This window comes from Blautia parvula (assembly GCF_020215665.1).
Classification (GTDB): Bacteria; Bacillota; Clostridia; order Lachnospirales; family Lachnospiraceae; genus Blautia; species Blautia celeris.
Window position 1 is genome coordinate 4,537,937 of record NZ_CP084061.1, and the last position, 21,357, is coordinate 4,559,293.

Genomic DNA, 21,357 nt, shown 5'->3' on the forward strand with positions numbered 1-21,357 from the left:
TAGAGAATGAAAGCAATACAATTTTATGGAAAAAATGATTATGCGCTGACCGATGTGGCCAAACCGGAGATCGGGGACGGTGAGCTTCTTCTGAAAGTAAAAGCGGCAGCCATCTGCGGCAGTGACCTGCGGATGATCCAGAACGGATACCAGGGAGTGACAAAGGAGACACCACGTATCTACGGACATGAGATATCCGGGATCATTGAGCAGGCCGGGAAAGCTGTGATCGGCTATGAGCCGGGAATGACTGTGGCGATCGCTCCGAATATGGGATGCGGCACCTGTGACGCCTGTGTATCAGGCAACACCCATCTGTGCCGGGAATACCGTGCCTTTGGGATCAACATGGACGGGGGATTTGCGGAATATGTGGTGATCCCCGAGGCGGCGGTCCGCCAGGGCAATGTAGTGAAGATAGAGATCGACGGGGACATGACTTTTGAGAAGGCGGCGGTCCTGGAACCGTTATCCTGTGTATACAATGGCTTTGAGCAGGTAGGGATCAAGCCCTGTGACACAGTGCTGATCATCGGCGCCGGCCCTATCGGCATCATGCACGGTATGCTGGCAAAGATGGCCGGTGCGGCAAAGGTCATGATCACGGATCTGAATGAAAACAGGGTGGCTATATGCAGGGAGTTTGACCCGTTCTTCACCACATACGCAGGCGGAGATCTGAAGGAATTCGTCATGGAGCAGACACAGGGCCAGGGTGTTTCTGTCTGCATCACTGCGTGCCCGTCTCCCCAGGCGCAGGCACAGGCTTTGGAACTGCTGGCGGTGAACGGCAGGGTGAACTTTTTCGGCGGACTTCCCGCTGACAGGTGTGAGGTGACGATCAATACCAATCAGGTACATTATAAACAGCTTGTCCTCACAGGGAGCTGCCGTGCCAGTCTGACCCAGTACAGAAAATGCATGAAGCTGGTGCAGGCAGGTGTCCTGAATATAGATAAAATTGTTTCTGCCACATATGCTCTTGAGGAGTACGAGGAGGCTTTTGCCGCGGCAAGGGAAGGCAGGAACCTGAAAAACATATTTGTATTGTAACTATTTGGCGCGGGAAAACGCGGACCTGAATCGGGAGGACAGAGATGGGATACATAGAAGACAGGAAGAGAGAGCTGGAAAAATATCTGCCGCCCCTGACCCGGAAACTGGATTTTGATCTGTTCTGGGAGCAGTCTCTGGAAGAGAGCCGGAGGCTGCCGCTTGGACTGGAAGTGAAAAGGCTGGAGGATTATCCGGCGGAAAAGGTCCATGTGTATGACATCAGTTATCAGGGGATGGAGAATACCAGGATTCACGGCTGGTATCTGGCTCCGCGGACGGCGGGCGGGGGAAGACTTCCCTGTGTGATCCAGTATCATGGATTTTCCGGCAGCAGAGGGATGCCCTCAGACCATCTTTTCTGGACAGCGCTGGGGATGGCGGTTCTGGCTGTGGACTGCCGAGGACAGGGCGGGATCACAGCAGACCATGCCTGTTATCAGGAAGCTTATTTTGACGGGCCTGCATGCAGAGGGATCTTAGATCCCCATGAGTATTATTACCGGCATGTTTATCTGGACAGCGTCCGTGCCGTGGACGCGGCCTGCGCCATGGAGGAGACGGACAGGGACAGGATTGTGCTCCACGGAATCAGCCAGGGCGGAGCCCTTGTCATGGCAGCCGCGGCATTGGACAGCCGGCCTGCCGCAGCACTGGCGGATGTACCGGGCAACAGTGATCTGGCAGTGAGGGTGGAGGGGGAGTACGGCAGCTTTGGTGCCGCTGCCGCGTACCTCCGCAGATTTCCTAAGCATACGGATACGGCTTTCGGCACATTGAGCTACTTTGACACAATGAATCTGGCGTCCCGCATTACCTGTCCTGTCCTGTGTTCTGTATCCTTAAAGGATAAGACCTGCCCCGCAGAATGCTTTTTTGCTACTTATAACAGGATTGAATCGGATAAACAGATAGAGATCTATCCGTTCTGCGGACATGAGAATGCTTACAGCATACAGATGGAGAAAAAGCTGGTGTTTCTGCGGCACTGTAATATCATAGGTAACTGTTAAGCACCCCTCAGTTCCGGGAGGTGTTTCGCCGAGCGAAACCCGAGTCAGCCGGCGCCGGACTGCTGCAGGGATACACGGTTAAGAAACATGGCATCCGGAAGGATGGAGACTAGACTGGAGGATAAACGAAATATGAGGAGACAGGAGATTACACAGGGGTGGACTCTCCAGGTTCAGGGAGAAAAGGAGAGGATTCCCGCCCAGGTGCCGGGGTCTGTTTACTATGACCTGCTTCGCACGGGCAGGATGGAAGATCCCTTCTGGAGGGACAACGAGGATGAAGCCCTGAAATGGATGGAGAAGGATTTTGTCTATGAAACCCGGTTCATACCGGAGAGCGGACTTTTTGATACAGATGAGATCAGACTTTGTTTTGACGGTCTGGACACCATTGCAGACATTTATCTGAATGGATGCCTGCTGGGCCGGGCTGACAATATGCACCGCGCATGGGCATACTCCGTGACCGGGATGCTGCTGCGGGGAGAAAACAGTCTGAGGATTTATTTTCACAGTCCTGTTAAATATATCCGGGAGCGCTATGCGGAGTGTGTGACTATGGGATCTGAACACTGTATGGACGGGTTTCCCCAGATCAGGAAAGCACACTGCATGTTTGGCTGGGACTGGGGCCCAAGGCTTCCGGATGCGGGAATATGGAAGAATGTTTTTCTGCAGGGAGTAGAGAAAGGAAGGCTGGAATCCGTATATGTGGCGCAGGAGCATGAGGAGCAGAAGGTCACACTTTATATCCGCACAGAGATCGCTTCCGCAGGAGAAACACAGGAGGACAGGGCAAAAGCACAGGGGCTTTCCTACAGGGTCACAGTCACAGACCCACAGGGAAATGTGAGGACAGAGGAGGATTCACCGGAGTGTCTGGTCATCACACAGCCGCTTCTGTGGTGGCCGAACGGATACGGGGAACAGAATCTGTATGGAATCTGTGTGCAGCTTATGGACGGCAGCCGTGAAGTTGACCGATGGGAGAAGCGGATAGGCCTTAGGACCATGACCGTGCACAGGGAGAAGGATGTATACGGCGAGAGCTTTGCCCATGAGGTAAACGGCGTGCAGATTTTTGCCATGGGCGCGGATTATATACCGGAAGACAACATTTTCGGCAGGATCACCGGGGAGAGGACCAGGAAACTGCTGGAACAGTGCCGGGCGGCTAATTTTAACTGTATCCGGGTATGGGGAGGCGGATTCTATCCCCATGACGATTTTTATGATGCCTGCGATGAGCTGGGACTGGTGGTCTGGCAGGATCTGATGTTTGCCTGCGCTGTCTATGAACTGACAGAGGATTTTGATAAAAATATCAGGGCGGAGATCAGGGACAATGTGCGCCGCCTCCGCCATCATGCCAGTCTTGGACTCTGGTGCGGGAATAATGAGATGGAAATGTTCGTGGATGAGGGCCAGTGGGTGAATACGCTGAAGCAGAAGGCGGATTATGTCAAGATGTACGAGTATATCATCCCGCAGGTGCTGAAGGAGGAAGACCCGCAGACCTTTTACTGGCCGGCAAGTCCGTCTTCGGGCGGAAGCTTCGACGCGCCCAATGACCCCGACCGGGGAGATGTGCATTACTGGGAGGTATGGCACGGAGATAAGCCATTTTCCGAATACCGTAAGTATTATTTCCGGTATGCCAGTGAGTTTGGATTCCAGTCTTTTCCGTGTCTGAAGACAGTGGAGGCGTTTACGCTGCCGGAGGACAGGAATATTTTTTCCTATGTGATGGATAAGCATCAGAGGAATGACGCGGCAAATGGGAAGATCATGAAGTATCTGTACCAGACCTTCCTGTATCCCACGGATTTTGATACGCTGCTGTATGCGTCCCAGCTCCTGCAGGGAGAAGCTATAAAATACGGAGTGGAGCATTTCCGAAGAAACAGGGGCAGGTGTATGGGAGCAGTGTACTGGCAGCTCAATGACTGCTGGCCGGTGGCTTCCTGGTCCTCCATTGACTATTACGGAAGGTGGAAGGCACTGCATTATTATGCCAAAAGGTTTTTTGCTCCAATCCTGCTGTCCTGCAGGGAGGAGGGGATGATGACGCAGAACACCAATGTGAATGCGCAGCCCTTTCAGATGGAGAAGAGTGTGACGTTCAATGTGTCTAATGAGACGCCGGAGGATAAAGTGGTCCGGGTCGTATGGGCTGTACGGGACCGGTTCGGCGGTATTCTGCAGAAGGAGGAGACAGAGCTTTCCGTGCCGGCACTCTCCAGTGTGTGGATGGAAAAAAGGGAGCTTCCGGACATGAAAATCCGGGAAGAGTACATCAGCTATGATCTTTTTGAGGATGACCGGTGGGTATCCGGTTCCACAGTGATACTCACACTGCCGAGATTTTTCCGATATGAAGATCCGCAGCTTACGGTGGAGTCCGGAGACGGTGAGGTCATCGTCAGGGCAAAGGCGTATGCGAAGAGTGTTGAGATTCGGAACAGGAATGAGGATCTGGTGTTGGAGGACAACTATTTTGATATGAATGCAGGGGAGAGAAGAGTGAAAGTGGTTTGCGGTGAGATGGAGGATCTGACGGTACGGAGTGTGTTTGATATTCGGTAGTGAAGGCAGCCGGCGCGATATAGAGCAGAATGTTCCATATCTGTGCATTGCGAAGCGTGTTGCTGGGCGCGCAGTGAAGGGTAACTGCTTTGGTATATTCAGAATAGAAAATGCAAATGGGTACTTGAGAAATTCAAGTACCCAGTGTATAATTGATTTAAAAGTAATCAATAGATAATCGTTATCCATTGATTGCGCTTCGGAAAACCATAGTAATTTATAGTTGCCAGCTATCCTCTACGGCCTATAGAGGATAGCTATTTTCTTTTCTGATGATTGTCTAATATATCATTTAATCTTAAAATCAATGATACCCTTACCTTTTATCGCTAAAAATCTAATAATATGGAGGCGAAACATGAAAAAACTGAAAGTACACCATGAGAAACAGTATCTTATGTGGGAGGACGGGACTCCTTTTTTCTACTTGGGAGATACAGCCTGGGAATTGTTTCACAGACTGAACAGAGAGGAAGCGGATGAGTATCTGAGCCTACGGGCAGCACAGGGATTTCATGTGATCCAGGCGGCAGCGCTGGCGGAGCTGGATGGAATCTATACAGGAAATGCGTATGGGGATAAGCCGCTGCCGCTTTGCAGCGGGAAGGTCTGCCTGCCGGGGACGCAGGGAGAGGTATTTCCGGAAATGGAGGACTGCGAAGCGTATTGGAGGCATGTGGACTGGATCGTACATAGAGCAGCAGAACTGGGGATGTTTATCGGGATGCTGCCCTGCTGGGGAGATAAGTGGAATAAGAAGTGGGGATGCGGGCCGGAAATCTTTAAAGATCCCGGAAGTGCTTATGACTATGGTGCCTGGATTGGGGAACGGTATAGCAGAGAATGGAATATCATATGGATCCTGGGCGGAGACAGACCGGTGGAAAACGAGGAGCAGGAGAGCGTGATTGACGCAATGGCAGCCGGAATCAGGAGCAGGGATACAGAACATCTGATGACCTTCCATCCCTGCGGAGCGTCCTGTTCCACCCATTTCTTGCGGGATAAGTCATATATTGATTTTAACTGCTGCCAGTCCGGGCATGGACTGGAGGGTTATGAGAGCTGGAAATTCATAAGGAAGATGCAGGAGGAGGAAGAGAAACCCTGTCTTGATCTGGAACCGAGATACGAGAGTCATCCGGCCTGTTTTCAGCCCGAGTATGGTGTGTTCTGGGGAGAGCGGGAAGTGAGGCAGAATGGGTATTGGAATCTGCTTCAGGGAGCCTGCGGCTGTGTTTACGGGAACCATGCAGTGTGGTGTTTTTGCAGGGAGAAGGACCAAGGTCATCTGAAGACCTGGCGTGAAGGGCTTTTGGAGAAAGGTGCGGGACAGATGCGGTATATGGAAAAACTTCGGCTTGACAGACCGTTTTTTGAACTGCGCCCGGCACCTGAACTTGTGGAGCAGGAGGAGTGGTGCGGACAGTATATCTCTGCCGCCAGAGGAGATACATATGCTTTTTTGTATACCCCCTATGGGCAGGAGATAAAAGCCCATCTGGAAAAAATGGGAGAGGGACCGGTGCTGTGCAGCTGGTTTGACCCTGAGGATGGAACAGTTAAGAAAAAGGAAATATGGCCGCCCTGTCCGGTGGTCTTAAGACCGCCGGATGGAGGGCGGGACTGGATTGCCGTGCTGGATCAGATGCGGGCAAAGATCTGATAGCCGTATTCATTCCAGGTCACATGGTCAGGAGATAACGGGCTACCGCAGGGCTGAGGTTCTATGGTGATAGTGATGTCCGATTTTCCGGCAAGATATCTGCGGGGAATGATGAACTCGTCTTCCAGCCATCTCTTATATGGATTATGATCCGGAAAATACCAGGGGTATTCTTCCACCGCTTCCTTATCTACAGAAACGAAAGCTTTTTGGCGTCCGTACTTTTGGTCGCTGACCCGGCGGAGGATAACTGCCTGGGCGTCCGGTGGAACAGGGACAGTGAAGGAGCGTTTTTTTCTGCTGTAATGCCCGTAAAAAGTAACAGGAATATGGTCATCGTCCCCCTCAAAAAAGGAAGTCAGCGAAACGGGCACAGGGCTGTCCTCGCAGATATAATGAAAAGCTTCCAAAGTGCCGGGGTCCTGAAATTGGATCTCCCCTATTTTCTTAAGCTTTATCTCGTCTCTGCCGTAATAAAATACCATGCCGGAGTGTTCCATATACAGGTCATTGCACCCGCCGGATTCGATTCCGAAACGAAAACAGGAAGAAAAAGGATACCAGTCCCCCGGAAGGGAGCGATGCATGGACCAGTCTTTGTGTTCATGCCCGTCATAGCCGCTGGCAGGATTACACTCTTTGGGAGTCTCGAATCCCCAGCCGTAGCAGGAATAGCTTTCAGAACCGTCACTCTCAATCTGCGGTGTGCGTAGTCCGTCAAAATGGATGCGGACATCACCTTCACAGTCAGCCCTGGATTCGGGGGTCTCGCCATATGCGGTGATGATGGAGGAGATGATATGACCGTTTCCGGATACCTGTGCGATCAGGCTGTCAGCACCTTCCGTATGTTTTCGGCTGTAATAGGGAGCCCCTCTGAAATATAGGAATCCGTTTTCCTGATAGTATGGATTCCATTCACGGGTCCAGAGAATCTCGGCAAAGGGGATTTGTACCGCCAGGTCCCCGGTATTTTTCAAGGCCAGATCAGCACTATGGGAAAAAGGCATGGGGTAAAAATTATAATAATACCCGTCTGTATTCATGCCTGACAGCAGATACTGTACACTGTGATACCCCAGTTCATTGGAGAAAAGGCAGCCGAATGAAGCATCGAAGTCAGGGGAGGAATGTCCGTCCCAGCGTGCGCTGAGAGACAGAGTGTGTAGCTGGGAGGCGGTATACTCCCCTGTGAGAATGCGGATACCGGCTATACAGCCGCTTTCCTCACAGGTAAAAAGCGGGAACTCTTCCCCAGGCTTCAGAACCAGGTTTGTCAGTTGGCGGCGCAGGGGGGACTGCAGGCTGTGTATACAGCTTCCGGTCTGTTTCCAGAGAGCGGTCAGCCTCTGCTGTGCCGGGTCTTCTGCAGGGCTGAAAGTTTCCACGCCGTCTCCGTTTTCATAAGAGTGATAGACAACATGGCCCCAGCCGCCCTGGTTTTTACTGCGGTCACAGCCTTCCAGCCGGATACTGCTGGTGATTTTACAGCTTTTTTTATAGGGCATGGGCACAAAGCTGCGCACCACGCGGATAGGACCTCTGCCGTTGTCATAGGGCCCGATATAGCGGGAGGCAAGAGGTTCTGTAAACGGGTATTTTTCACCGAATTCCGAGTGCCGGATGGTAAAGCGGGGGGTCTCTTCCCCGTCAAAGTAAAAACGGAAAACCGGCTCCTCACAGGACGGATAGCGGTGCTGGACAAAATTATAGATACATCCGGGGCCAAGGTGTTCAAAAAGAACCCATTCACCGTCTGCATCCCGGTAGAGCGCCCAGTCCCAGTCAGCATTTCCGCCTTTTTTATCAATACTTCCCTCATAGTGGGCTCTGCAGCCTGTCTTGGGGACCGGGAGGGACTTTAAGTCTGCCATGGTTTCGTAAATATTCATATGGATATCTCCTGTCTTTTAGTGTTTTAGGATATTATAAAAAAAGGGGGGATTATCTCAATGGATAATATTAAGATTTTTCGGAAAAAAGAAAGAAATGCACTGTGAAACAAACGGAGCGGCAAGGGTGGATGGAAGAGGTTAATATCAGGAATATTTATGTCAATATAAGCTCTTGTTCCCCAGAGAATGGGGAGATAAGATAGAAAAAAGATTACGAGGAATCCCGCCCATAGAGGCGCGAGAAAAAACAGGAGGATTTTTAATTATGAAGAAATGGGCGCGTGCGCTGTATCAGCCATGCCTGCCTTTAGGCAGGAACGGACAGAGAGTGACAGGATGTGAAGAACACATTCTTTTATCCAGAAAAGCAGCAGCCGAGGGAATGGTGCTGTTAAAAAATGAAAAGAGTATCCTGCCCTTTGAGAAGGGGACCAGACTGGCATTATTCGGAAAAGGCAGTGTGGATTATGTAAAAGGAGGCGGAGGCAGCGGTGATGTGACTACCGCTTATGTGCGCAGTCTCCAGGATGGTCTTGAGATAAAGGAAGAAGAGGGAAAGGTACAGGTACTGGCGTCTCTCGGCAAATTCTACAGGGAAAATGTAAGTGCACAGTATGCCGGCGGGATTCAGCCGGGTATGACTGCAGAGCCGGAGATTCCCTGTGATCTGCTTGAGAAAGCCAAAGCATGGGCGGATGCGGCTGTAATATCCATCTGCCGGTTTTCCGGCGAAGGCTGGGACCGGAAAGGGATTCCGGGAGATGGAGATTTTTATCTTACCCGGGAAGAGCAGAACATGGTGGATACAGTGACTGCCAATTTTGAAAAGGTTGTTGTTGTGCTGAACGTGGGCGGTATGGTGGATACCTCCTGGTTTTGTGATTCTGAAAAGATACAGGGAGTTCTCCTTGCATGGCAGGGAGGCATGGAGGGCGGACTGGCAGCGGCGGATCTGCTGTGCGGGGACGTAAACCCATCCGGAAAGCTGACAGATACCTTTGCCCGTACATTTGATGACTACCCATCTTCTGCAGGTTTCAACGAATCCGAGGATTATGTGGATTACACAGAGGACATCTATGTGGGATACCGGTATTTTGAAACGATTCCGGGCGCTGCCGAGAAGGTAAATTATCCCTTTGGATTCGGACTCTCCTACACGGAGTTTGCCATTGAGCCGCTTCGGGCAGGGGAAGAAGATGGGACCATTTGTGTGGATGTGAGAGTCACCAATATGGGAAGCAGAGCCGGAAAAGAAGTCGTACAGCTTTATTACCGGGCACCTCAGGGTGTTCTGGGAAAACCGCTTGAAGTGCTGGGGGCATTTGCCAAGACAGAGCTTTTGGGAGCCGGGCAGTCCCAGGTGCTCAGACTGAAAATGCCGGTCAAGGCCATGGCTTCGTATGATGATCTGGGAAAGATCCAGGCATCTGCTTATGTGCTGGAGGCCGGAAATTACAGCTTCAGAATCGGAAACTCTGTGAGAAATACAGTAAAACTGGACTATGAATACCAGGCAGCGCAGACGGTTGTGACAGAGCAGCTCGAAAGAAAATGCGCGCCGGCTGCCCTTAAATCACGCCTGTTGGCAGACGGGTCCTACGAGGAACTACCGCAGGGCGGAGACGTATATGAGAAGAACCGTCTGATTCCTCAGGATATTGATACGCTGGAAGGGGTGGAACCCGATGTACAGGGAATCACGTATCAGGAGAAAAAAGAATGGCGAAATGCGGACAGGATTACCCTTGAAGATGTAGCGGAAGGGAAGGCCGATTTACGCCGGCTTCTGGCACAGCTCAGCGACAGGGAATTAGCCGGGCTGCTGGGCGGTCAGGTAAATACAGGTACTGCCAATACATATGGAATGGGCAATCTTCCGGCATATGGAATTCCCAATATTATGACTGCGGACGGCCCGGCAGGACTGAGAATCAGGGAGGAGTGCGGTGTCTATACGACGGCATGGCCCTGCGCCACACTGCTGGCCTGTACCTGGAATCCGGAGATAGTATTTGAGGCAGGGGCAGCAGGAGCGGCTGAAGTGAAGGAAAATAATATCGGTGTCTGGCTTACCCCGGCTATGAATATACACAGAAGTCCCCTGTGCGGAAGAAACTTTGAATATTATTCCGAGGACCCGCTGGTATCAGGAAAAATGGGAGCAGCTATGATCAGGGGCATCCAGTCTCAGCATATCGGGGCGTCCATGAAACATTTCTGCTGCAACAATAAGGAGACTAACAGGAAGGACAGCGATTCCAGGGTGTCGGAGAGGGCGCTCAGGGAAATCTATCTGAAAGGATTCGAGATCGCGGTAAAGGAAGCCCAGCCCTGGACAGTGATGACATCCTATAATCTGATGAATGGATATCCCACTTCCTGTAACCCGGAACTGCTTAACGGAATCCTCAGAGAAGAGTGGGGCTTCGAGGGAATGGTGACTACGGACTGGTGGAATCACGCGGAGCATTATCTGGAAGTAAAGGCCGGGGGAGATATCAAGATGGGATGTGGTTATCCTGACAGGATTCTGGAGGCTAAGGAGAAGGGATTCGTGAGCAGGGAAGAGATGGAGAAGTGCGCGGAGAGGATATTGGGGATGATATTGAAAGTGGATTAAATATTCTGGACGGGACTGTGTACTTGCTGATTTGGAATTTTGATGCCATCGGCCTGAATATACCCTGCGGGACAGGAACGTGTAAATGGTAATCACAGGCGGCTTTTAGCAGCGGTTTTGTTTTTAATATCGTTGACATGGATGCGGTTTTGTGATAAGATTCGGAATCAAGAGAAAGGCGTTGAGAAGAGATAGTAAGCGTGTCTGGACGTTGCAGAGAGAAGCCGGGTGGTGCGAGGCTTTATGGAGGGGCGCTGAACCGGTCTTTGAGCTGCAGGCTGAAAGGTGACGAGTAGGTTATGACGGGTATCCTCCGTTATGGGGATGGAGTATCGGATGGCTGATGATCTTTGGATGGATGGCGTCCTGTACTTGGAGAGAGCAGAATGGAAATTCTGAATTCAGGTGGTAACACGGATATTTGAGTATTCGCCCTGAACTGGCTTAGCTGGTTCAGGGTTTTTGTTTTTTCTGCCGCTCGCTGTCCCATCGGTTCCGGGCAACGTGGTGTGTTGCGTTTGTATGCAGCCGAATTCTACACCGAGGGTATTTCGTCCGCCTGAGACGAACAATGGGTTGTACGGCTCAGACGGACGAAATACCCTCGGTGTAGCTTCGGAATGCATACGGCACTGCAACACACCACGTTGCCCGGAACCGATGGGACAGCGGCGGCAGAAAAAAGCACTTCGTGCAGGGTGAGGGCGGGAGGTTGTTTTATGTGAGCAAGCGATAATTCCATTGTTAGATGCAATTCAGGATGGATTTTGCCTTTAGATGTGAGGGGTGCTGAATAGTTGGTAGATTTAGATATATGAAATAAAAAAATGTGAATGGAGGAAGAGTGTTATGAAGATGGAGAAAGTTGTGGGGGAAAGGTTTCGGGAGAGGCCGGCGGATTGTGTGATCGACAGCCATGCTTTGATGGTGAGAGGCGGGTATATGAAGTATGTGGGGAATGGGATTTATTCGCAGTTTGGGCCGTTGAGGAGGATTTGCAGGAAGATTGAGGGGATTATTCGGGAGGAAATGGATGGGATTGATGGGCAGGAGGTGCAGTTTCCTGTTGTTATGCCGGCCTCGCTTTGGGAGGAGTCGGGGAGATATGAGAGTGTGGGGAGTGAGCTGCTGCGGTTTTCGGATAGAAATGGGAGTAAGATGGTACTGGGGATGACACATGAGGAGGCTTCGGTGCAGTTGGTGCGGGAGTATGGAAAGAGTTATGCTAAGTATCCTTTTATGATTTATCAGATCCAGACAAAGTTCAGGGATGAGGCAAGGCCGAGGGCAGGGCTGATCCGGGTGAGAGAGTTTACAATGAAGGATGCTTACTCATTCCATACTTCTCAGGAGGACCTGGAGGAATATTATCAGAAGTGTTATCATGCTTATGAGAGGATTTTTGCAAGGGCCGGGATTCCGGAGACGATTGCCGTGGCTTCGGATTCGGGGATGATGGGCGGCAGTCTGTCTCATGAATTTATGCTGCTGACTCCTGTGGGGGAGGACTCTGTTGCGGTCTGCCCGGAATGCGGGTTCAGGGTTAATGTGGAGATGGCTGAGAGTATTGTTGAGAATCCGCAGGATGATGTGCAGGAGGAACTGAAACTGGTGTACACACCGGATATTCATACGATTGAGGATGTGTGCGGATTTTTGGGGATGCCTGAGGAGAAATCCTGTAAGGCTGTGGTGTATCAGAAGAATTCGGATGACAAGTTTGTGGTGCTGTTTATCCGCGGGGATCTGGATGTGAATGAGACAAAGGTTACCAATTTCCTGAAAAGTGAGATTCGTCCGGCGGAAATAACGAAGGAATCCGGACTGCATCCCGGATTTATCGGGCCTTATGATCTGCAGGGGGATTTTACGGTGCTCTATGACAGGTCTTTGCAGGGGGGAATGAATCTCTCCTGCGGCGGTAATGTGGAGGAACATCATTATACAGGACTTTGTATGGAAAGGGACTGCCCGCAGGCGGAGTATCATGATTTTGCCAAGATTTCAGAGGGCGGCGTGTGTCCCGGATGCGGTAAGCATACGATTCAGGTATGCAGAGGTATTGAGGTGGGAAATATTTTTCAGCTCGGTACAAAGTATACGGAGAGTATGGGGATGCAGTATCTGGATAAAGATGGGAAGGAAAAGTATCCTTTGATGGGGTGTTATGGGATAGGGATCGGAAGGCTGGCAGCCTCCGTGTGTGAAGCACATCATGATGAGTACGGGCCAATCTGGCCTATGGCCATTGCTCCCTGGCAGGTGCATCTGTGCTGTGTAAGGCCGGATAATGAGGAAGTGAAAGCATTTGCGGATAAGCTGTATGAAGACCTTCAGAGGCAGGGCGTGGAGGTGCTCTATGATGACAGGAAAGTGAGCGCCGGGGTTATGTTCTCAGATGCGGATCTTATGGGTGTGCCTGTGCGTGTGATCGTCAGCCCGAGAAATATGAAAGAAGGGTGCTGCGAGATCGTGACAAGGGATAAAAATGTTCAGAAGAAAGCGGCGCTTCAGGATGTTAAAAAGGAGATTGCAGTGCTGATTGAGGAATTGTCTGGGAGAGGATGAGAAAATGGAACAGCAGAAGTGGCTGGATGAGGCTTTATATGAATATGGAAGAAAGGATTACTATCCATTTCACATGCCGGGGCATAAACGGGAATTTTGTCCGGGGACGCTGAAAAACCCTTATTTGGTTGACATAACTGAGATAGACGGGTTTGACAATCTGCATCACGCCGAAGGGATTCTGCTGGAGGCTCAGCAGCGGGCTGCCTCTCTTTACGGGGCGCGTGAGACATGGTATCTGGTAAATGGCAGCACGTCGGGAATTTTGGCCGCTGTGTCCGCATGTACGTCCAGAGGCGGTGAGATACTGATGGCAAGAAACTGTCACAAGGCAGTTTATCACGCGGCTTATCTGAGAGGACTGACAACACATTATCTCTTTCCGGAGGCCGAAAAAAGTGTGGGATTGAACGGTGGAATTTCGCCTGAGGCTGTCAGGGAGATGCTGGAGAGGTATCCCGGCACAGAGGCAGTGCTTATCACGTCTCCTACTTATGACGGAGTGGTGTCTGATGTGAAGAGGATTGCGAAGATTGCTCATGCATTTCATGTGCCTTTGATCGTGGACGAGGCACATGGGGCGCATTTTCCGTTTTCGGAATATTTTCCGGAATCCGCGCTTGCATGTGGGGCGGATGTGGTGATTCATAGTTTACATAAAACTCTGCCATCGCTGACGCAGACCGCGCTTCTGCACAGGAACAGTGAGAGAGTGAGTGAGGAAAAGCTCAGGCGTTTTCTGGGGATTTATCAGAGCAGCAGTCCGTCTTATCTGTTTATGGCCGGGATGGATGCGTGCGTAAGGCTGATCCGGGAAAAGGGGAAGGAGCTGTTTGCGGGCTATACAGAGAGGCTTAAAACCTGCAGGGGGAGACTGGCGGCCCTTAAGAATCTGCATCTGGTGAGTAAGGATGATATTTTGGGACGGGGTTTAGTGTATGACCTGGATGAATCAAAGATTCTGATCTCTACGGCAGATGCGGAAATAGATGGGGCAAAGCTCCATGAAATTTTGCTGGAACGGTATCATCTGCAGATGGAGATGGCGGCAAGCCAGTATGTGATCGCGCTCACTGGCGTAATGGATACAGAGGACGGGTTTGACAGGCTGGAGCAGGCGCTTCTGGATATTGATCGTGAAACGGAGAGAACAGAAGCAGTGAAGGATGGGATTTGTACCTATATCGTCGGTGAAGTCTGCAAATCTATAGCGGAGGCTGTGGAAGGGGACCAGGAGGAAATTAACCTGTCGGACAGTGAGGGAAGGATTTCTTCGGAATATGCGTATCTGTATCCGCCCGGAATCCCGTTTCTGGTTCCGGGAGAGAGAATCAGCAAAGATGTATTGCGGCAGATTTGTATTTGGAAGGAACAGGGTATGGACATTCAGGGCTTAAATGACTATACTCTAAAGAAGATTCACGTGTTAAAAGATGTTTGAAAGTAACGATTCGGCAGGTCTGCGCATTTACTGCGCTGCCCTTAAGAAAACACTTTGCAGCGAAGCAAAAATTCTATTGCCAAAGGTGAATTTGCATGGATTTTTGCCTGTAACGGTGAAGATATTGAACAGTTACGTTTGAAAATCCATTTCTGCAGTCCGTGTACCAGCCGGGGAAGGTGTCCCATAGTTGGAGGAATGATAAGATGAAGACATACTCTTTGAAATTGCCGGGCGGGGATGGAAATAAGAGACAGAGGAACAAAAGAATGGGCAGAATTTTTTATATTATGGGTAAAAGCTCTTCCGGTAAAGATACCATTTACAGCAGACTTCTCCGTGACAAGGAGTTTGGTTTAAAGAATGTTTTGTTATATACAACACGTCCGGTCCGACAGGGGGAGGCTGATGGGAGAGAGTACCACTTTGTGGATGAGGAGCGTTTCAGACAGTTTATGGATGAGGGAAAGGTGATCGAGTACAGAACTTATGAGACTGTGCACGGCCCCTGGACTTATTTTACGGCGGATGACGGGCAGGTGGATTTGAAGGCGCGCAGTTATCTGGCAATCGGGACGCTGGAGTCCTATGAGAATATGAAGAGATATTTTGGGGAGGAAAATGTCTGCCCCATTTATGTGGAAGTGGAGGATGGGGAGCGCCTAAAACGGGCCCTCGCCAGGGAAGAATTGCAGGAGAAGCCCCGTTATGCGGAAATGTGCCGGCGTTTTTTGGCTGATACAGAAGATTTCTCGGAGGAGAACCTGGAAAGAGCGGGAATCAAAAGGCGTTTTCAGAACGTGGAGCTGGAAAGCTGTATGGAAGAAATTCGGGAGTATATCCGCAGCCGGAGCGTCTGATATCCATTCCGGGCACGGACAGCGGCTGTTTGTACATTATCTGGAAGGTCCCGGAGTTTTTGATGCTTTGCGGGGCAAGGAAGCCTGGGACCTGTATCAGGTTATCTGTAAAGCAGGGAGAAACCGCGGTGGTGTCTCCAAAATTACCGGCGAAAACCCAAGACAACATTCAAATTATCTGCAAAGTAGGCAGAAACAGTAGCCGGGCGGCTCAGAATTACCGACGAAAGCCTAAGATGACATTCAAATTATTTGTAAAGCCAGCAGAAACCACGGCCAGGCCGCCCAAAATTACCAACGAAAACCCAAGACAGCATTCAAATTATCTGTAAAGCAAGCAGAAACAGTGGCTGGGCGGCTCAGAATTACCGACGAAAGCCTAAGATGGCATTCAAATTATTTGTAAAGTAAGTAGAAACCATGGTTGGGCCGCCAAAAATTACCAACGAAAACCCAAGACAACATTCAAATTATCTGTAAAGCAAGCAGAAACCACAGCCGGGCCACCCAAAATTACCAACGAAAACCCAAGACAACATTCAAATTATCTGTAAAGCAAGCAGAAACAGTAGCCGGGCGGCTCAGAATTACCGACGAAAGCCTAAGATGACATTCAAATTATCTGTAAAGTAAGCAGAAACAGTGGCCGGGCCGCTCCGAATTACCGACGAAAGTCCAAACAGTTCACACAACCACAGTATTCGGGAGGGGACACCAACCGGGGATGAAATAATAGAAAAGTAAGAACACCAGACGTTGCAGGACCCGGAAAACCTGTGCTATAATGATAGAAACGAGCCGGTGCAGGCCAGCTCTGAATATAAATGCCCTTATTGCAGGGCGGAAGGATAGAGGTGATTGCAATGCAGGAAGTTGAAAAGGTATTAGGACATGAGGAGGTTATCCGCCATTTACAAAATGCGGTTGCCATGGATCAGGTTTCTCATTCCTACATTTTTGCAGGAGAGAAAGGGAGCGGAAAAAAACTTCTGGCGAAGCTGTTTGCCATGACATTGCAATGCGAGAAGCACGGAAAAGAGCCGTGTCTGCAGTGCGGCTCATGTAAAAAGGCCATGAACAGGAATCATCCGGACATTATCTATGTCAGCCATCTGAAACCAAATTCCATTGGTATTGAGGATATCAGGGAACAGCTCATTGCGGATGTGGAAATCAAACCCTATACAGGGCCTTATAAAATATATATTGTGGACGAAGCAGAGAAGATGACAGTCCAGGCACAGAACGCTCTTTTGAAAACCATTGAGGAGCCGCCGGCCTATGCGGTGATTCTGCTTTTGGCGAACAACAATACCAGTCTTCTTCCAACCATCACGTCCAGGTGTGTGACCCTGAATTTCAAACCGGTCAGGGATGATCTGATCAAGAGTTATCTCATGGAGGAGCTGCACGTACCGGACTACCAGGCAGAGGTCAGCGTGGCGTTTGCCCAGGGAAATGTAGGGAAGGCTAAGCAGATCGCAACGGCCGAGGATTTTGCCGACATGATGGATGCTGCCCTGAAGATTCTGAAGAAGGGGGACGGCATGGAGGTCTACGAGATGGTGGATGCCATCAAGACACTCTCAGAGGAGAAGCATACGGTATATGAATATCTGGACCTGTTTTTAGTGTGGTTCAGGGATGTGCTGATGTTCAAAGCTACAAAAGAAGTGGACGGACTGGTGTTCCGTCAGGAATATAATGCAATCAAGGATCGTGCAGACAAGAGCTCTTACGAGGGACTGGAGAAAATCATCCAGGCGATCGAAACAGCTAAGACACGTCTGCAGGCAAACGTTAATTTTGACTTAACCATGGAACTTCTGTTCCTTACAATCAGGGAGAACTAAAATGACAAGAGTGATTGGAGTCAGATTCCGGAATGTGGGAAAAATCTATTATTTTTCTCCAAAGAATCTGGAGATAAAATCCGGCGACCATGTAATTGTGGAGACCGCAAGAGGTGTAGAATACGGAAACGTGGTTCTGCCCCCCAGGGATGTAGAGGATGAGAAGGTGGTTCAGCCTTTGAAAGAGGTCATCAGAATCGCCAATGCACAGGATGACAAGAAAGAGGAGAGCAACAGAAAGCGGGAAAAAGAAGCATACCAGATCTGTTTGAAGAAGATCAAAGAGCACGGGCTTGAGATGAAGCTGATCGATGTGGAATATACATTTGACAATAATAAAGTACTCTTTTACTTTACCGCGGACGGACGGATTGATTTCCGTGAGCTGGTGAAGGATCTGGCAGCTATCTTTAAGACACGCATTGAACTGCGCCAGATTGGTGTCAGGGATGAGACAAAGATTCTGGGAGGCATCGGAATCTGCGGGCGTGCCCTGTGCTGTCATACTTATCTGTCTGAATTTGCACCTGTTTCCATCAAAATGGCCAAGGAGCAGAATCTCTCTCTGAATCCCACCAAGATTTCAGGAGTCTGCGGAAGGCTTATGTGCTGTCTGAAAAATGAGGAAGAGACATACGAGGAGCTGAACCGGAAACTGCCGGTTGTAGGAGACAGAGTGAACACACCGGAGGGTCTCAGAGGCGAAGTACAGAGTGTAAATGTGCTGCGCCAGCTTGTCAAAGTCATTGTAGATGTGGATGACGAGAAGGAAATTAGGGAATACGCTGTGGAGGATCTAAAATTCAAACCGCGGCAGAAAAAAGAAAAGATAAAACTGTCTGATGAAGAATTAAAAGCATTAAAGGAACTGGAGAAATGAAATCTCTGATTATGGAAAATGAACGTCTGGATGACCTTCAGAACGGCTACATGCTGATTCAGAATCCAAAACAGTTTTGTTTCGGAATAGACGCAGTGCTTCTCGCCTGGTTTGCCAGGGTAAAACCGGGTGAGAATGCATTGGATATGGGGACGGGGACTGGCATCGTCCCTATTTTGCTGAAAGCCAGGTACCCGCAGGGGCATTTTACGGGACTGGAGATCCAGGAGGAGAGCGCGGCGCTGGCCAGACGGAGCGTGGCTTACAACGGACTGGATGCAGATATTTCCATTGAAACGGGTGACATCAGGGAGGCGGCGAAGACTTTCGGAGCATCCTCTTTTGACGTGGTCACTACCAACCCGCCTTATATGATCGGAAGTCATGGTCTCGTAGGGGAAAACATGGCAAAGACCATTGCCCGCCACGAAACCCTCTGTACACTGGAGGATGTGATCTCCCAGGCAGCCTCTGTTCTGGTGCCGAAAGGGAGATTCTACATGGTACACAGGCCATTTCGTCTGGCAGAAATTATGTCAACCATGGTAAAATACAGGATTGAACCCAAAAGGATGCGCCTTGTCTATCCCTATGTGGACAAGGAACCCAATCTTGTGCTCATAGAGGGTATGAGAGGCGGAAATTCCAGGATTACTGTGGAAAAGCCGCTGATCGTCTATGACAGACCGGGAGTCTATACGGATGAGATACTGGAGATCTATGGACGGAAGCGGCAGGAAACGGCTGCGGGAGAAGAGGAAACATGAGCGGAAAATTGTATTTGTGCGCCACACCTATCGGCAATCTCGAGGATATGACCTACCGGGTGGTGCGTATTTTAAAAGAGGCGGATCTGATCGCGGCAGAGGATACCAGAAACAGTATCAAGCTGCTGAACCATTTTGACATTAAGACGCCCATGACCAGTTATCATGAATATAATAAGATAGATAAGGGAAGATATCTGGTGGAACAGATGCAGGCAGGGAAAAATATTGCACTGGTCACAGATGCGGGAACACCCGGGATCTCAGACCCCGGCGAGGAGCTGGTAGCCATGTGCTGGGATGCGGGGATTACGGTGACCGCCCTTCCGGGAGCGGCTGCGTGCATCACAGCACTGACCCTGTCGGGACTTCCCACAAGGCGGTTTGCCTTTGAAGCTTTTCTTCCCTCAGACAAAAAGGAGAAGAGAAAGGTTCTGGAGGAGCTGAAAAATGAGACCAGGACCATTGTATTATACGAGGCGCCTCACCGGCTTGTAAGGACACTCCAGGAGCTGTTGGAAGCTCTTGGCGAGCGCAGAATCTCCGTGTGCAGGGAGCTGACGAAAAAGCATGAGACCATATTCAGGACTACATTATCGGAGGCGGTCACCTATTATGAGACCAATGCCCCCAAAGGAGAATGTGTGCTGGTTTTGGAAGGAAGAAGCCGGAGTGAGATGGAAGCTGAGGAACAGCAGCGCTGGAGTGAGATGCCGTTAAAGGAACATATGGAGTATTATGTAAACCAGGGAGCCGACAGGAAAGAGGCGATGAAGAGAGTCGCAAAGGACAGAGGAGTCAGCAAACGTGACATTTACCAGGCTCTTTTGGAAGAGGAGTAGAGGTACCGGGCAGTGCAATACTGTCCGAAAGAGAAGGGGATCATAAATGGCGTACCATTACAGAAAAAAAGAACAGGAACGAAGAAAGAGGGAAAGGGAGCGGAAAGTAAGGCGGATCAAGCTTATTTTCGGAATGGATCTGGCTCTGGTCCTGGTGCTTCTTGTCATTCTGGCTGTGAGCAGAGGCATGTCTGCCGGTTCCGGAGAAAAGGAGACAAACGCAAAGGCCGAGACAGCCAGGTCAGAGGCTGGTCAGGATAAGGAGACAGTCCAGGACAAAACGGCAGCCCAGGACAAAGCGGAGAAAAAAGACAGTACCGGGGATGCGGATAAGAAGTCGGGTGCAGGCGGGGAAGAGAAAAAGGCAGAGGAACCCGTAACGATCACAGTCAGCGCAGCGGGAGACTGCACACTGGGAACCGATGAGTTCTTTGACTGGAGTGACAGCCTTCCGGCTAAATATGAGGGAGTGGGAGATCCGGCTTATTTCTTTCAGAATGTTCAGCCGATTTTTTCGCAGGATGATCTGACCATTGTGAATTTTGAGGGAACTCTCACAACCAGTGAGGAACGCGAGGACAAACAGTTTGCATTTAAAGCGGATCCCGCCTATGCAGAGATACTCACTGCGGGAAGTGTGGAAGCGGCAAATATGGCAAACAACCACAGTAAGGATTATGGTGAGCAGAGTTATACAGATACCATCAAGGCCCTGGAGGATGAGGGAATCACCACATTTGGATATGACAGGACTGCTGTGATGGAGATAAAGGGCGTAAAGGTGGGGCTGCTGGGCACCTATGTCCTGAGGGAAGGCCTTGGAATCAAGGATTCCATGATCGCCAACCTGGAATCCCTGAAAGAACAGGGAGCGCAGATCATTATCGCCAGCTTTCACTGGGGTTCAGAGAAGGCATATGAACCGGACTCCACACAGATTGAGCTGGCACACGCAGCCATAGACAACGGGGCGGATCTGGTCCTGGGACATCATCCCCATGTGCTGGAGGGGATAGAAGAATATCAGGGGAAGAATATTGTGTACAGTCTGGGCAATTTCTGCTTTGGCGGTAATGCCTATCCGTCTGACATGAACACCATGATCTTCCAGCAGACATTTACCATAAAGGATGGAGCGCTGCAGCAGGACAATGTGAAGAATATCATTCCGTGCAGGATTTCCTCTGAGGATGGATATAATAACTATCAGCCGACGCCTGCCAAGGGAGAGCAGGGGGATGATATATTGAAGAAGATTAAAGAGTATAGTTCCTGGGTGCAGGGATAAAGGGAAACGGCAGCAGATTTTG

Annotated in this window: 14 protein-coding genes and 1 other annotated feature; of the genes, 13 read left to right on the forward strand and 1 reads right to left on the reverse strand. The window is 50.2% G+C overall.

What is annotated here, in order from left to right; genetic code table 11:
- The first annotated feature begins 6 nt into the window (after window positions 1–6).
- From LC508_RS20835 to LC508_RS20850, 4 genes are all read left to right on the forward strand, one after another.
- A complete protein-coding gene (locus LC508_RS20835) occupies window positions 7–1,053 on the forward strand; it encodes an alcohol dehydrogenase catalytic domain-containing protein (protein WP_103730941.1) in 1,047 nt (348 codons plus the stop codon).
- Window positions 1,054–1,097: 44 nt separating this feature from the next.
- Window positions 1,098–2,066, forward strand: coding sequence for an acetylxylan esterase (locus tag LC508_RS20840; RefSeq protein ID WP_103730942.1), 969 nt, complete (start codon window positions 1,098–1,100; stop codon window positions 2,064–2,066).
- 132 nt (window positions 2,067–2,198) lie between these two features.
- Window positions 2,199–4,652, forward strand: a complete 2,454-nt coding sequence (locus LC508_RS20845; protein WP_103730943.1) for a beta-mannosidase — start codon at window positions 2,199–2,201, stop codon at window positions 4,650–4,652.
- 358 nt (window positions 4,653–5,010) lie between these two features.
- On the forward strand, window positions 5,011–6,318 hold the full coding sequence (locus LC508_RS20850) for an apiosidase-like domain-containing protein (protein WP_158587243.1): 1,308 nt from the start codon (window positions 5,011–5,013) through the stop codon (window positions 6,316–6,318).
- Here the strand turns inward: LC508_RS20850 and LC508_RS20855 are convergent.
- Window positions 6,297–8,210, reverse strand: coding sequence for a DUF2961 domain-containing protein (locus LC508_RS20855; RefSeq protein WP_103730945.1), 1,914 nt, complete (start codon window positions 8,208–8,210; stop codon window positions 6,297–6,299). The two genes, LC508_RS20850 and LC508_RS20855, sit on opposite strands and share 22 nt — an antisense overlap.
- Window positions 8,211–8,478: 268 nt before the next feature.
- Between LC508_RS20855 and LC508_RS20860 the strand changes: the two genes are divergently transcribed.
- From LC508_RS20860 to LC508_RS20900, 9 genes are all read left to right on the forward strand, one after another.
- Window positions 8,479–10,836, forward strand: a complete 2,358-nt coding sequence (locus LC508_RS20860; RefSeq protein WP_103730946.1) for a glycoside hydrolase family 3 protein — start codon at window positions 8,479–8,481, stop codon at window positions 10,834–10,836.
- Window positions 10,837–11,008: 172 nt separating this feature from the next.
- Window positions 11,009–11,276: a binding site (T-box leader), on the forward strand.
- Window positions 11,277–11,685: 409 nt separating this feature from the next.
- Complete coding sequence (locus LC508_RS20865) at window positions 11,686–13,404, forward strand: proline--tRNA ligase (protein WP_054352997.1); 1,719 nt, start codon at window positions 11,686–11,688, stop codon at window positions 13,402–13,404.
- 4 nt (window positions 13,405–13,408) lie between these two features.
- Window positions 13,409–14,845 carry an aminotransferase class I/II-fold pyridoxal phosphate-dependent enzyme gene (locus LC508_RS20870; RefSeq protein ID WP_103732988.1) on the forward strand — a complete coding sequence of 479 codons (1,437 nt, stop codon included), beginning with the start codon at window positions 13,409–13,411 and terminating at the stop codon, window positions 14,843–14,845.
- Window positions 14,846–15,114: 269 nt separating this feature from the next.
- The gene (locus tag LC508_RS20875) at window positions 15,115–15,705 is read left to right on the forward strand and encodes a nucleoside/nucleotide kinase family protein (protein ID WP_103732987.1); all 591 of its coding nucleotides are present in this window, start codon (window positions 15,115–15,117) and stop codon (window positions 15,703–15,705) included.
- A gap of 863 nt (window positions 15,706–16,568) precedes the next feature.
- A complete protein-coding gene (gene holB, locus LC508_RS20880) occupies window positions 16,569–17,558 on the forward strand; it encodes a DNA polymerase III subunit delta' (protein WP_018595388.1) in 990 nt (329 codons plus the stop codon).
- A gap of 1 nt (window position 17,559) precedes the next feature.
- The gene (locus LC508_RS20885; RefSeq protein WP_033144218.1) at window positions 17,560–18,438 is read left to right on the forward strand and encodes a PSP1 domain-containing protein; all 879 of its coding nucleotides are present in this window, start codon (window positions 17,560–17,562) and stop codon (window positions 18,436–18,438) included.
- Window positions 18,435–19,205 (forward strand): tRNA1(Val) (adenine(37)-N6)-methyltransferase, encoded by a 771-nt coding sequence (locus tag LC508_RS20890; RefSeq protein ID WP_054350344.1) that lies wholly within the window; start codon window positions 18,435–18,437, stop codon window positions 19,203–19,205. The genes LC508_RS20885 and LC508_RS20890 overlap by 4 nt, the downstream gene beginning before the upstream one ends.
- A complete protein-coding gene (gene rsmI, locus LC508_RS20895) occupies window positions 19,202–20,047 on the forward strand; it encodes a 16S rRNA (cytidine(1402)-2'-O)-methyltransferase (protein WP_033144220.1) in 846 nt (281 codons plus the stop codon). Before LC508_RS20890 ends, rsmI begins: the two co-directional genes overlap by 4 nt.
- Before the next feature lie 46 nt (window positions 20,048–20,093).
- Window positions 20,094–21,335, forward strand: coding sequence for a CapA family protein (locus LC508_RS20900; RefSeq protein ID WP_054350345.1), 1,242 nt, complete (start codon window positions 20,094–20,096; stop codon window positions 21,333–21,335).
- The last annotated feature ends 22 nt before the right edge of the window (window positions 21,336–21,357 follow it).

Excerpts from the sequence above, each read along its gene's own strand:
- LC508_RS20835 (WP_103730941.1), top strand. The coding sequence starts at position 7 with ATGAAAGCAATACAATTTTATGGAAAAAATGATTATGCGCTGACCGAT.
- LC508_RS20840 (WP_103730942.1), top strand. The coding sequence starts at position 1,098 with ATGGGATACATAGAAGACAGGAAGAGAGAGCTGGAAAAATATCTGCCG.
- LC508_RS20845 (WP_103730943.1), top strand. The coding sequence starts at position 2,199 with ATGAGGAGACAGGAGATTACACAGGGGTGGACTCTCCAGGTTCAGGGA.
- LC508_RS20850 (WP_158587243.1), top strand. The coding sequence starts at position 5,011 with ATGAAAAAACTGAAAGTACACCATGAGAAACAGTATCTTATGTGGGAG.
- LC508_RS20855 (WP_103730945.1), bottom strand. The coding sequence starts at position 8,210 with ATGAATATTTACGAAACCATGGCAGACTTAAAGTCCCTCCCGGTCCCC.
- LC508_RS20860 (WP_103730946.1), top strand. The coding sequence starts at position 8,479 with ATGAAGAAATGGGCGCGTGCGCTGTATCAGCCATGCCTGCCTTTAGGC.
- LC508_RS20865 (WP_054352997.1), top strand. The coding sequence starts at position 11,686 with ATGAAGATGGAGAAAGTTGTGGGGGAAAGGTTTCGGGAGAGGCCGGCG.
- LC508_RS20870 (WP_103732988.1), top strand. The coding sequence starts at position 13,409 with ATGGAACAGCAGAAGTGGCTGGATGAGGCTTTATATGAATATGGAAGA.
- LC508_RS20875 (WP_103732987.1), top strand. The coding sequence starts at position 15,115 with ATGGGCAGAATTTTTTATATTATGGGTAAAAGCTCTTCCGGTAAAGAT.
- holB (WP_018595388.1), top strand. The coding sequence starts at position 16,569 with ATGCAGGAAGTTGAAAAGGTATTAGGACATGAGGAGGTTATCCGCCAT.
- LC508_RS20885 (WP_033144218.1), top strand. The coding sequence starts at position 17,560 with ATGACAAGAGTGATTGGAGTCAGATTCCGGAATGTGGGAAAAATCTAT.
- LC508_RS20890 (WP_054350344.1), top strand. The coding sequence starts at position 18,435 with ATGAAATCTCTGATTATGGAAAATGAACGTCTGGATGACCTTCAGAAC.
- rsmI (WP_033144220.1), top strand. The coding sequence starts at position 19,202 with ATGAGCGGAAAATTGTATTTGTGCGCCACACCTATCGGCAATCTCGAG.
- LC508_RS20900 (WP_054350345.1), top strand. The coding sequence starts at position 20,094 with ATGGCGTACCATTACAGAAAAAAAGAACAGGAACGAAGAAAGAGGGAA.